Genomic DNA, 12,074 nt, shown 5'->3' with positions numbered 1-12,074 from the left:
TATTTGTCTAATTGTATTTTTCGGTGTACAAGTTCTCGTATAATGTTCAACCTATGTGAAAAAAAACCGTTATATACCTTTTTTACATAGGAAATTCATTCATTTCTTATCTTTTGGCTCTTGAAACTTACATAGAAAAACAGGAGACTGAATGAGCCTGCTGATTGCTAACGGGAATAGAGCATGTTGTTTTAATGTAATAAATTTACATATTAGTTAAGCGTCTTTATTCATTATTTCCTGTGGATGCACTTCTTTTTTTGATACCGAGGCGTTTTTGCCTAGTACAACCGAAAAGACAACAATTATTGCTATAGCAAGAGTAAAAAGTGTAATAGATTCGCCTAGAAATAGAGCTGCAAACAGAATCATTAAAAATGGCTGTAAATATTGAACCTGACTAACTCTGGCTATTCCCCCCATAGCCATCCCGCTGTACCAAGCAACGTATGCTAAAAATTGACTCACGACTGAGAGATAAATCAAACTAACCCACGCTTTTAAAGGCGCATGAAGCATCTCAGCTGTAATGCTTAGTCCTACTGGAATCATAAAAAATGGCGCACCGATGATAATGGCCCAAGCAATCACTTGCCAGCTGCCTAATTCTCTTGCCAACACCCCTCCTTCTGCGTAGCTCAGTCCAAGTATCAGCACCGCTGTTAGTAGAGCGGCATCGGCAAACTGCAGTTGACCAAATCCGAGGTGAAGAGCATACACGATAACAGCTGCAGAACCAATCATGCTTGATATCCAGAATTTGAAAGAAGGATGTTCACCTCCTCTAAACATCGCAAAACCGGCTGTGGCTAATGGTAAAAGAGCGAGTTCAACCGCTCCGTGAGAAACAGGCAATGATTTCATTGCCCAGGAAGTGAGCAGAGGAAACCCTAAAACTGCGCCTAAAGCAACGATCAGCAGACTTTTAAATTGGCGAAGAGAAGGAAATTTTTCTTTTCGTACAATCAATATCACAGCTACTAAGATAGCAGCTATAGCTGTTCTTCCTAAACCGGCGACTGTCGTTCCAAAATACTCGACTGCAATGCTTGTAGAAGGAAGGGTTAAGCTAAAACAGATAACGCCTACTACCCCGAGCAATAAGCCCATTTTCTCTCTCGTTTCTTTTTGCATCTTACCCTACCCCTGTCTTTTTATTTTTCAGAACTGTACCATTTTTCTAAAAAAAGTTCTGATATAATTAAAAGGATAGCGCAGGACAACTAGTAAAATAAATCATTCTTTTACCTATCTGTACGGGTACAAATTAAAGGAGTAGGACCTATGAGTTTAAAATATTTGAAAATCATGGAAGAAATTAAGCTTGGCCTAGCAAACGGATCGCTTATTGCAGGCGGTAAACTCCCTTCTGTTCGCCGACTCTCCCAACATTTTTCGTGCAGCAAGAATACCGTTATTAAAGCGTACAGCGAATTAGAAAAAGAGCATTTAATTTATTCTGTTCCTAAAAGCGGCTACTACGTTGTGGCAGAATTTCAACATAGGACGAATGAAAGTGAAGTGATTGATTTCTTGTCTGCTGGTCCAGATAAAAACGTTATGCCTTATCTTGAATTTCAGCATTGTATAAACCAAGCAATTGAACACTACAAAGAAGAGCTTTTTACATACTCTGATCAACAAGGCTCTTACTCATTGCGGGTACAGTTAGTGAAATACTTGCAGAGCCTACAGGTGTTCACTCAAGCTGAAAGGTTAGTTGTGGTATCCGGATCTCAGCAAGCTCTTCACTTATTAGTTTCTATGCCATTTCCAAATGGAAAAAATAATATCCTGATTGAACAGCCCACTTATTTCGGTTTTATCGAGTCTCTTACCCTGCACCAAGCTACTACTTTTGGGATCGAGCTATCGATGGAAGGGATTGATCTTGATCGTTTGGAGTACATTTTTCGAAATAATGACATAAAATTTTTCTATATTATTCCAAGATTCCACAATCCTCTTGGGCATTGTTATACAAATTTTGAGAAGAAAAAAATCGTGGAGCTGGCCGAAAAATACGATGTATATATAGTCGAGGATGACTTTTTGGGCGACCTTGATCCCGATGCAAAATCAGATCCTTTATTTTCTTTTAATCCTTCTGGACGAGTCATTTATATTAAAAGCTTTTCGAAAATTTTTCTTCCTGGGTTACGCATTGCTGCTATCGTGCTTCCTTCGTTAATGAATAGCAACTTTTTACGATATAAATTCAGTTCAGATTTTAATAGTTCAGCGCTTTCCCAAGGTGCTCTTGAAATTTATTTGAAAAGCGGCATGTTTACTAGTCATCTTAAAAAGATAAAAGAGGTATACCATACCAAAATGCAAACTCTTGTAGAAGCATGTGATTCACTGCTGCCCGCTCATACACATTTTTCTAAACCACCTTCAGGATTCTATTTATCCATTAGTTTGCCTGAGCATGTGAAAGCAAAACAGATCGTCCACATGCTAAACGAGCAGCACATATATGTTGATGATGCTTCTAGATTTTTTTTACCAGAATATAAACGAGACACGCTTCTCCGATTAAGCATCTCACAAGTAAATAAGAATACGATCAAACGAGGGATTGAACAGCTGGCTCAGTGCATTACTTTAATTGATGATAGAAAACATCATCCTATTCCAAATAACCTTTTCCCCTTGTAGAATGGGAATTTAACGGACATACTAAACGAAAAGAAGCCAAGGAATTAGCATCCTTGACTTCTTTTATTTAACCGTAACGGTTATAAGAGGCATGTTATGCGTCCCTTTTGCAGAAACATGTGACTGCACGGTATATGTGCCAGGCTCAGAGAAAGATGTTTGTATCTCATATACACCTTTTCCTACTTGTTTAGGCTTTAACATCTTCCCTTTCCCTTCACCATCTTTTTTCTCTATTTCAAATTCAATCATTTCAACATCATCATTTTTCACTTTTTCATCTCCATATGTAATTTCGGCTTTGTAGATACCGCTTTCATTTTTCTGTAACGCCTCTGGGCCTTGAAGATTTACGTCCAACGGTTTTGGCTGCTCAGCATTTGTGCTTTGAGCAGGTTCCTGACCACAGGCTGTTAAAAGTAAACAAAGACTGATTATAGATATACTTATTCTTTTTTTCATGTATTCATCTCCTTTTTAAACCCTTTGTTTAACTATAACGCGTATTGCAAAGAAAAAAATGAATTTTTTTAAAAAAGAAGGATTTTTAAAGGTTTTTTAAGAAAAAAAGTTCATACTGATACTAACTAGTTTTTTCCAAGGAGGAAGAAAATGAATTCCGCTAAATCTCCAGCTAAAAAATCATGGCTACAGACGTTAATCCAAAATAAAAGTGAGCGTAAAAAAGTGATCTTTATCTTTACTATCTCTTTTTTACTAGTTGTAGCAGGGCTTATTTACGTCCCTATTTATAAACATTCCCTTCCGCTTGATTCTAAAATATACGAAGGGAATTTTAAAGAGCTTGGTTCTATCGCACGAATTGGTTTCTTTTCAGCTTTAGCTATTTATCCTATCTTTTTATTATTAAAATGGAAACCGATATCGCAAATTAAAAAAGGAAAGTTTGAGTTAAAACCGCTTATTCAGTTTTTAGCCAAGTACGTTCGTCAGTGGCACGTTCCCGTTGCCCTTATATCAACTGCTTTGATTATTTTACATGGTTATATGGCTTTGATAAAAGGATTTCAAGCAAATTTTACGTACTTTTCAGGAATTATCACGATGGCTGTTCTAGCTTGTCTGCTCGTGATGGGCGTGAAGCGCTATAAGCGTACAGATAAAAAGTGGCATCTTAAATTTGCTATCTCTTTTTTGGTTTTGTTTATGATTCACGCTACCTTTTCATAACTTGCCATTGTTTAAAGTTTTTTTATATAGGGTACAGTTCACAATGAATACATGATATGTATCACTATACGTTTTACATCATTTAGGAGGTATAAACATGGCAAGAGTGTTAGCTGTATTATCAAGCGGATACGAAGAGAAAGATTATCACACAGGTTGGTGGGCAGAAGAATTGTTTGCTCCGCTACAAAAGCTTGAGAACGCAGGACACACCGTTGACTTAGCCTCACCTTTTGGAGGTAAGCCTGAACTAGACGTTCGAAGTATTTCAGAAGACTTTGATCCAGACGGAACATATAAGAAATTATATGAGTCAGGAAGAGCGGATCAGACAATGAAACTTGAAGAAGTAGATGCTGAGAACTATGACGTTATCTTAGTAGTAGGCGGCCACGGCGCTATGTTTGACTTAGCAAAAAATGTGGACTTGCATGCACTTATGAACAAAGTGTACGACAACGGAGGTATTTTAGCAGCTGAGTGTCACGGACCTTCTGTGTTTGCTTTCTTGAAAGGATCCGATGATGAACTGTTAATTAAAGGACTAGACGTAACCGGTTATCCTGATGAAATTGAACCGGAAGAAGTACGTCCCTTTTTACCATACAGTTTAGAACAAGAACTTCGTGAAGTGGCTAATTACATCCCTGAGATGGATAAAAAAGCATATGCTGTTTGGGCAAATGATCAAATTGTCACAAGCCGAGATCCTTTTTCTTCTGAGTTAATGGGTGATGAATTAGTTAAAAAGCTAAATAAATAAACTAAAAAAAGACTGCTCGAAAGCAGTCTTTTTTTGTTTGTTTTATAGGGATGTTTGAAACTGCTGCTCTACCAAACGCCGGTAAAAAGAATGAGAGGCTAACAGCTCTTTATGCGTTCCGCTTCCTGTAACTTGCCCTTCTTCTATTACAACAATTTGGTCCGCATTAATGACCGTAGATAGACGATGGGCAATGACGAGTGATGTGCGTTCTTTCATTACTGTCTCCAATGACTCTTGCACAAGCTTTTCTGACTCGGAGTCCAAGCTAGCTGTCGCTTCGTCCAGTAATAAAAACTGAGGATTTCGTAACAGCGCTCGGGCAATTGCAATACGCTGTCGCTGTCCTCCTGAGAGATTAATACCTCTTTCTCCAATCATTGTTTCATATTGAGCTTCAAAGGACTGAATGAAATGATGAGCATTCGCTAACTTTGCTGCTTCTTCTATTTCTTCATCCGTCACATGCCGCTCTAATCCGTAAATGAGATTTTCTCGAATTGTTCCTGCTAAAATCGGAGAATCTTGCTGGACATAGCTAAATAGGTGACGCCACGAACGTAAGTTGACGTTTTGACTGTCTGTTCCATCCAAGAATATGTGACCCGATGAAGGCTCATAAAAGCGTTCGATAAGAGAAAAAACAGTAGATTTTCCAGCTCCGCTAGGTCCAACAAAAGCGGTAACTTCTCCTTTTTTAGCAGAAAATGAAACTTCCTGCAATACGGGTTTATCTTCATATTGAAAAGCAACTTTATCGAACCTTAAACTCCCTACCTGTTCAAGCACTTCTCCATTTTCATAGTTCTCTTCTTTCTCAGCTAATATATCAAAGATTCTTTCTGAAGCTCCTTTAGTTTGCTGAAAGCTCGTAACAAATCGGGTAAGTGAACCAACCGGAACCATAATTTGAAAAAGGTAAAGAACAAAAGCCACCAGCTCTCCTGCAGTGATAAATCCCTCACTCACCCGGTATGCACCAAACCCGACGATGGCAATCATAACAGCGGTCATCACCGTGCTAATAATCGGTGTAATGATAGCTTCAATTTTAGCTCTCTTTACACCGAAGAGGTAGAGTGACTGAAACGATTGTAAGCCGGAATCAACTTCTTTTTTCTCTGAACCGGATACTTTAATCAAGCGGATTTCACTCAGCATTTGAGCTAAAAAAGCTGTAAGCTTGGACATTTTATCCTGCTGCTCACGTGAAATTTTATGTATTTTTCTCGCTAACGGCATAACCAGTACAAACATAACGGGAATAACCGCTAATAAAATGAGCGTCATGGGTACATCAAGCGTAAATAAAATAACAATGGCAACGATAATAGATAAAATATTTTTAACAAAGTCAATCATTTCTGTTGACAATAAGTTCATCACAATGGTTGTATCATTTGTAATGCGGCTTACCATTTCACCGGAACGATTTTGGTCGTAAAATGAAACCGGAAGCTTTATGAGCTTGTTCCACACTTTATGTCTGAGTTCTCTTACAACACCTTGGCCTACTTGAGCAAGGAGATAAAGAGATACTGCGCTTGTTGCCATTTGAGCAGCAAATAAACCAAGGAGTCCCGCTATAAGCTGCGGTGAGACGCCTACTGCAATTTTCTCCATCACTTCTTTAATGACAAGAGGAATAGAAAGCGACGCTCCGGTATTAATTAAGGCCAGTATGAACGAAATGAGTAGCTTTCCTGTCGGAGGGTTCGTTAGCAACCATAATTTTTTAAATGAAAAATGAATTCCTTTTTGCGTATTCATCTTAGTTCCTTTCTACTTCTTTTAATAGGTGATATCAACACTTTACCTTCAAAGTTCTATCTTATTTTACACCATTTCCTTTCTCAACCTGAACTTCTAAGCTTTTACCTATTTTTTAAACTCGTCTATACAAAAATGACAAGCTGGTCATATACTATGGTACACTGAATTCTTTTACTAGATGAGAGGTTGAATAAGGATGTCTGTTTATATTAAATCTATTTCTATTGGCACAATTTCTGGCGGGATCGTTATTTTTGGAAACGCAGGAAATATATCGCCTCCAAGCGGCTCTACATCCGGCTCCGGTTCTAGTTCCCAAATGCCGATGCCCCCTTCTCCGAGAAATGGCCCGAGAGATAACACTACTTTTAATGGCTAATAAAAAAACAGTGAGATATTTCTCACTGTTTTTAGACTTGAATACTTGTCATCATCGCAATATAAAAAGCAAACACAAACAAACCCGCACTTAATACGCTGAGCCATACTGTCTTTTTGTAAAAACAAACAAGTAAATACACAAAAAACAGCAGTGCAACAAATAAGAATAAAATTCCTACAATCGTTACGTGAAACGTTAGAGGCAGCGTCACTTGTTTCCCATAGATAAAAGGAAGAATCGATGAATCCATTGCCATATGACTTATATTAGTTGGCGGCGATTGCGTTACCATGATAGCTGTAAATAAAAAAATGATAAGCAAAATAATGCTTTCTGCTCGAATCCACATCACGGGCTTATATTCTGGATGTTTTATCGCTTTTTTCATAAGAAAGCCATTGATGACGGCAAATGCAAGCAGCGGAATAATCGTAATATGCTTTAACAAAAGAGATTGCCCGTAATCTGTAGCCCATGAATTTACATAGTTGGACAGCCCCATGATAATAACCATCGAAATGAACCCACTTAATGAAAGAAGCACAAAACAAGCGATCGCAAAAGGAGTAAACCAGCTTAAGAAACTTTTCCAATTGGAGGTTTCTTTTGAAAAAGCGGCAACAATCAGAACCACTCCTCCCCACAGTCCAACTGCTAAAATATGAAGGGAATGAGACAACATGCCGCTAAGCACAGAAGCGGATGCTGCGTGACTTGCGTAGGCGATTCCTCCCACTAAGGCTACAGTCAGTAATGTATACATATGGGGGTGGCTCTCTATTGAAACAGCAACCATACATAAAATAGCAATCAGTACAACAAAGATCCAGGCGTGTCCCGTTCTTGTTTCCAATAATACAAGACGAACTGTTTCACCTAACCCTCTTATTTTTGAAAAAGATAAAATAATCTCAAGCGAATTTCCAACCGAAAAAAGAGCGACAGCCGCTGCACTTGCAAGTAGCCATCGCTTTGATAATAAAATTGTTGGCTTTTTTGTAAGGGGCACATATTGCAGTACGGCAAATCCTAATAATAGGGAAAGAGCTACGTATGTGAACCACTCAAAAACAGGCAACAAAACACTCATCTTTTTAAGCCTTTTTCTTTCTGAAGATTAAGAGTAATGCTCCAACCACCACTACAATAGCAATAATCATGATAACAAAAAACGATGAAGAATCATTGTTCTCTGTTTTCTCATCATTTGCTGCTGCACTTTTTTGGTGCTGTTCGGATTGCGTGGCGCCTTGCTTTTTTTCACTATCTTTTCCGGCTGCTTGAGTATTCTCTTCTTTCGCTTCATCTTTCACATCTACTTTAAAAGCAATCGAATCTTTCATTACATGACCATCTTCCCCTACAATTTCCCAGTTTACTGCGTAAGATCCGTTTTCAAGAGGCTGATCAACAGAAGCTATTAAATCATGCCCCTCTACTTTTTGCGATGCAAGTGAAATTTTTTGTCCATCTTTTGTAATGGTCACAGTACTGATTTTCTCGATGGGTGTTTCAAAGGTTAATTTAATTTCTTTTAGAGGAGCTGTAACAGTTGCACCATTTTCCGGTACTGTTGTTTGCACATGTGTATGAGCAAAACTAACTGTCGGGACAGCTAAAAAGCATGCTAAAAGTAAACCTATTATTTTTTTCATATTTATGACTCCCTATCTCTTTTTTCATTCATCATATCCAAAAATGTTTTTATGTAGACGTTTCCGAACACGATCTATTTTCCTAGTAAGTGTACTCCTTTTTCACTCAATCTCACAAGAACTATCACCAATTCGTTATAAAATGTTCACAAATCCTAGGAAATATGCTTCTGTAATTTTTTTGAATATTCTTTCAGGTCACCTTTGAATATAGTAAAATAGTTAAATAAGATGGCTGACTTTTTTCTAGCTTAAAATCCCATACAGAAAGGATAGGAACAATGAAAAAGTATACGTGCCCTTGCTGCGGTTATCAATCGTTAGACAGTGATGGTGACTATGATATTTGTGAGATATGTTTTTGGGAAGACGATCCGTATCAAAAGCTGAATGCCAATGAACTAGGAGCCAACTCTATTTCTTTGATAGAAGCTCAGCAAAATTTTATAGTTTATGGAGCATGTAATAAGGAAAGCTTACAGCACGTGAGAAAGCCTTCTGTTCAAGATGTAAAAGATTTTAACTGGAAACCTATTATAAGTCACGAATAGCAAAACTAGTTTATAAAAAAAGAATGCTTGTGAAAGCATTCTTTTTTTAAGTCAGTAAGAAGTGGAAACAAATGTAGAAAGCACATTTGTAAACTTATAAAAAGTTTGAGTTTTAGACGAAGCTCTTCCTTGTGAAGTGAATGAATGAAACATAGAACTTCGCAGCGGTTGGCTAATCTCTAATTGAATACTTTTGCCGGTACGATTTTTATTTGCAATATTTTTAGAGTTAATGCCTGCAATCTCATCGTGCCCTTTTGTAATCAGTTCCGCGGGAAATCCATTTTGATTTAATAATTGCGTTAATTTTTTTGCACGTTCCCGATCAGTTCCCCCCAAAAAAATATGTTTTTCATTCCCAGAATACCCGTGAAGAGATAGAACATTATCATACTTGCTTACCATCTTACGCGCTGTGGGCTCATCAAAATGAGTGCTTGTGAGGTGCAGATCTCGCGAGCCTTTCGATTTTAACGATTCGAATAGGTAAAGAGCATTTTGTTTGCTAAGCTCTTTGGCAATTTCGCTTGTCCCGCCTTCAATTCCTCCACCGTGTGGAGCAAAGATAAGGACAGGGCTTTTCGCTTCTTTAGTCGTCACTTTATAGCTAGCTGAAGACTCGTGCTGTGAGAGCTGCTTGAAATTTTGATATTTATCAGTTGATGCACTAGATGTGTCTTGAAAAGGTGAAATGAATAAAACGAATAGACAGATACATAAGGTAGAGAAACTTACTAAACGATAGCTTTTCAATTTGTACTCCCGCTTTCCATTATGCAATAAGACCTAAAACATTAGAATCCTAAAAAATCCAAAAATAATATTTTAATAGTCTTATTTACTTATCGTTTAAAAATACAATTTATTTAATAGTTCTTAATACCTATTTATACTATTTAAAAAAACTTCAGCGCATATCCACTGAAGTTTTTTACTTTTTTGTTTTTATTTATTTAAAGCAAGCGCCAAACTAATTTTATCCAGCCAAAGAAGGCGATCCATAAAGGTATGCTCAAAGATGTTCCCCACGCTAAACCAATTAAGAAGTTTCCTCTTTCAATCATACAAACCACTCCTTATGAACATTGTAGGTGAACAAGTACAATTCTATACCTTCACTATAACAGAAAGCGCTTTCATTTAACAGTCACTTACACGTTTTTAGTGCTATATTCATACAGAAAACCGAATTTCAAATAGATAAAGGGCGATATATAAGAAAATGAATAATTACAAGGTGTAAAAGTATAATAATCTACTAAAAAAAAAGAAACCTTCTTTGAAGGCTTCTTTTCTAGGTGTTTTTTATTGTTCGCCGCTGCGCTGCAAGCGATTCTCAATAAATAGGCGCTCAACAAATTTATTTAGCTGGGCTTGATACAAACGGCGCTCATCTAGCGTTTTTGCGTCTTGTATTTGCTGTTTAAAGCGTTTGATTTGCTGTCTTTGTTCAACCGTTACATGATGAGAAAGAAGCATAGGTCCCCCTCCATTTCACTAACGTTTGAATTAAGTAAACCAAGGTTTACCAAAACAAACAACAAACCTGTTAGCTTCTCTTACATTAATTTTTTACTCAGCTTCTTTAGCTCCAACTAATGCTAAACCTGGGCCGTACGGCGTTGTATGGACATCTAACATTAATTCATTTGTATAAGGCACAATAGAAGCTTCCATTGCTACTTGTACTCCGTCGACTTCATACATTTCATCATTTTCAAAAGGCTCTTCAAAAGCTAACCCAATGTTAGGGATTTCACAGCTAATTCCTTTGAAATACAAGCGAATTCCTGTTATCTCCTGCTCTTCAAGTATATTGTTAATTAATTGTTTTGCTTCTGGTGTAATATGCATGACTACCCCTTCTTCCTTTCAATACTCTTGCTCTATCCTATCATATCTTTAGAGTTTTTAAAGAGAATAACTGCAATTTAAAAGCATTCTGATTATTATTTAATAATAATTATAAATAAGTATTGATTTTAATTTGATATTTGATATAATATAAACATAAGATAACAACAACTCATTAGGAGGCTATTAACTATGAATTTAGAAAACGTATTGAACCAAAAAATTGCCGATTTTAACGTATTATATACAAAGCTACATCGCTTTCACTGGTATGTAAAAGGGCCTCAATTTTTTACGCTTCATGAAAAATTTGAAGAATTCTATAATGAGACGGCGGACTATATAGATGAATATGCAGAACGATTACTAGCCATTGGAGGAAGCCCAATTGCTACGATGAAGCAATTTTTACAAGCAGCTACTCTTTCTGAAGATGGGAATGAGCAAACGAGTGAAGAAATGGTAGAAACCTTAATTAATGACTATACGCTACTTGTTAAAAACCTAAAAAATGCAGTTGAAAAAGCTGAAGCAGCACATGATCACGTAACACCTGACTTATTCATTGGAACAATTGGTAACATTGAAAAACATATTTGGATGCTAAAAGCTGCTTTACCTGTAAAAACATCCGTACATGCATAAAAAGAGCCCAATCGGCTCTTTTTTTACGTTTGTTGATTTCCTTTTTTTTGTTTTTGCAGCCACATAAAAAAAGACATATCATCGTAAATGTCATCTTCTAGCACAGCCTTATAGACATGATCACTCGTATAGTAGCGATTATATCCGCTTTGCTGCTTGAAAAATAAAATACATTCCCGCTTCTTTTCAGTGAGAAGTGATTTTAATAATACTTGTTTCTCAACTTTGCCCTTCACGATATTTTCTGGAAGCACGGAAATATCAAGCTTCCACTCTTCACCCTTCTGAATCATATACACACTCCACTGATACTTACCTTTTTCATTAGCAAATATCATCTTATAAGGTTGAAAACGCTTTGTAAGCTGATACCCCATGTGAAAAATAGATTCTTCATCCATTTCATCATTTCCTACGTAAAAATTAACGACGCGATTTGTCATGACATTTAACTCAAAACTCTCCCCTGAGAGCGGGCAACCGTACTCTCTTAACAAATTAAATAAACGGTTGGATACCACCAGTTGATTTGCTTCATGTTTTAATTCACTTGAGTATGACAGCAGCTCATTCATGTTTTTTGATTCCCCTATCTATAG

At 37.0% G+C, this 12,074-nt stretch carries 14 protein-coding genes; 5 read left to right on the top strand and 9 right to left on the bottom strand.

Annotated features, from left to right (window positions below):
- Positions 1-216 precede the first annotated feature (216 nt).
- Positions 217-1,134, bottom strand: coding sequence for a DMT family transporter (locus ACH0CI_RS09310; RefSeq protein ID WP_406901289.1), 918 nt, complete (start codon positions 1,132-1,134; stop codon positions 217-219).
- A gap of 150 nt (positions 1,135-1,284) precedes the next feature.
- Between ACH0CI_RS09310 and ACH0CI_RS09305 the strand changes: the two genes are divergently transcribed.
- Positions 1,285-2,661 (top strand): aminotransferase-like domain-containing protein, encoded by a 1,377-nt coding sequence (locus tag ACH0CI_RS09305; protein ID WP_406901288.1) that lies wholly within the window; start codon positions 1,285-1,287, stop codon positions 2,659-2,661.
- A 63-nt stretch (positions 2,662-2,724) separates the two neighbouring features.
- On the opposite strand, the gene ACH0CI_RS09300 is transcribed toward ACH0CI_RS09305, so the two are convergent.
- On the bottom strand, positions 2,725-3,123 hold the full coding sequence (locus tag ACH0CI_RS09300; protein WP_335708083.1) for a FixH family protein: 399 nt from the start codon (positions 3,121-3,123) through the stop codon (positions 2,725-2,727).
- A gap of 150 nt (positions 3,124-3,273) precedes the next feature.
- On the opposite strand from ACH0CI_RS09300, the gene ACH0CI_RS09295 reads away from it, so the two are divergent.
- The gene (locus ACH0CI_RS09295; RefSeq protein ID WP_335708084.1) at positions 3,274-3,852 is read left to right on the top strand and encodes a hypothetical protein; all 579 of its coding nucleotides are present in this window, start codon (positions 3,274-3,276) and stop codon (positions 3,850-3,852) included.
- A 97-nt stretch (positions 3,853-3,949) separates the two neighbouring features.
- Complete coding sequence (locus ACH0CI_RS09290) at positions 3,950-4,615, top strand: type 1 glutamine amidotransferase domain-containing protein (protein ID WP_335708085.1); 666 nt, start codon at positions 3,950-3,952, stop codon at positions 4,613-4,615.
- Between the two features lie 42 nt (positions 4,616-4,657).
- Here ACH0CI_RS09290 and ACH0CI_RS09285 read toward each other — a convergent pair whose 3' ends face one another.
- From ACH0CI_RS09285 to ACH0CI_RS09275, 3 genes are all read right to left on the bottom strand, one after another.
- Positions 4,658-6,385: an ABC transporter ATP-binding protein gene (locus tag ACH0CI_RS09285; protein ID WP_406901287.1), complete on the bottom strand. Its 1,728-nt coding sequence runs from the start codon at positions 6,383-6,385 to the stop codon at positions 4,658-4,660.
- A 413-nt stretch (positions 6,386-6,798) separates the two neighbouring features.
- Positions 6,799-7,860, bottom strand: a complete 1,062-nt coding sequence (locus ACH0CI_RS09280; RefSeq protein WP_232217049.1) for a copper resistance D family protein — start codon at positions 7,858-7,860, stop codon at positions 6,799-6,801.
- A gap of 4 nt (positions 7,861-7,864) precedes the next feature.
- Complete coding sequence (locus ACH0CI_RS09275; protein WP_048019008.1) at positions 7,865-8,425, bottom strand: copper resistance CopC family protein; 561 nt, start codon at positions 8,423-8,425, stop codon at positions 7,865-7,867.
- Positions 8,426-8,706: 281 nt separating this feature from the next.
- Here ACH0CI_RS09275 and ACH0CI_RS09270 point away from each other — a divergent pair, with 281 nt between their 5' ends.
- Positions 8,707-8,976 (top strand): CPCC family cysteine-rich protein, encoded by a 270-nt coding sequence (locus ACH0CI_RS09270; RefSeq protein WP_033579458.1) that lies wholly within the window; start codon positions 8,707-8,709, stop codon positions 8,974-8,976.
- 51 nt (positions 8,977-9,027) lie between these two features.
- Here ACH0CI_RS09270 and ACH0CI_RS09265 read toward each other — a convergent pair whose 3' ends face one another.
- The 3 genes from ACH0CI_RS09265 to ACH0CI_RS09255 all read right to left on the bottom strand — a co-directional run bounded on the left by ACH0CI_RS09265 (position 9,028) and on the right by ACH0CI_RS09255 (position 10,830).
- On the bottom strand, positions 9,028-9,729 hold the full coding sequence (locus ACH0CI_RS09265) for a poly-gamma-glutamate hydrolase family protein (protein WP_406901286.1): 702 nt from the start codon (positions 9,727-9,729) through the stop codon (positions 9,028-9,030).
- 552 nt (positions 9,730-10,281) lie between these two features.
- Positions 10,282-10,455 carry a hypothetical protein gene (locus ACH0CI_RS09260; protein WP_013057683.1) on the bottom strand — a complete coding sequence of 58 codons (174 nt, stop codon included), beginning with the start codon at positions 10,453-10,455 and terminating at the stop codon, positions 10,282-10,284.
- 93 nt (positions 10,456-10,548) lie between these two features.
- Positions 10,549-10,830 (bottom strand): hypothetical protein, encoded by a 282-nt coding sequence (locus ACH0CI_RS09255; RefSeq protein WP_013057684.1) that lies wholly within the window; start codon positions 10,828-10,830, stop codon positions 10,549-10,551.
- A gap of 192 nt (positions 10,831-11,022) precedes the next feature.
- Here ACH0CI_RS09255 and ACH0CI_RS09250 point away from each other — a divergent pair, with 192 nt between their 5' ends.
- Entirely contained in the window at positions 11,023-11,475 is a 453-nt protein-coding gene (locus ACH0CI_RS09250; RefSeq protein ID WP_406901284.1) for a Dps family protein, read from the top strand.
- A 23-nt stretch (positions 11,476-11,498) separates the two neighbouring features.
- Here the strand turns inward: ACH0CI_RS09250 and ACH0CI_RS09245 are convergent, their stop codons facing one another.
- Positions 11,499-12,050 carry a hypothetical protein gene (locus ACH0CI_RS09245; RefSeq protein WP_335707666.1) on the bottom strand — a complete coding sequence of 184 codons (552 nt, stop codon included), beginning with the start codon at positions 12,048-12,050 and terminating at the stop codon, positions 11,499-11,501.
- Positions 12,051-12,074 lie beyond the last annotated feature (24 nt).

Source organism: Priestia sp. 179-F W1.4 NHS, assembly GCF_045369295.1.
Classification (GTDB): domain Bacteria; phylum Bacillota; class Bacilli; order Bacillales; family Bacillaceae_H; genus Priestia; species Priestia zanthoxyli.
Note: the sequence above shows the minus strand (reverse complement) of the source record. Positions and strands in the feature narration are given on the sequence as shown.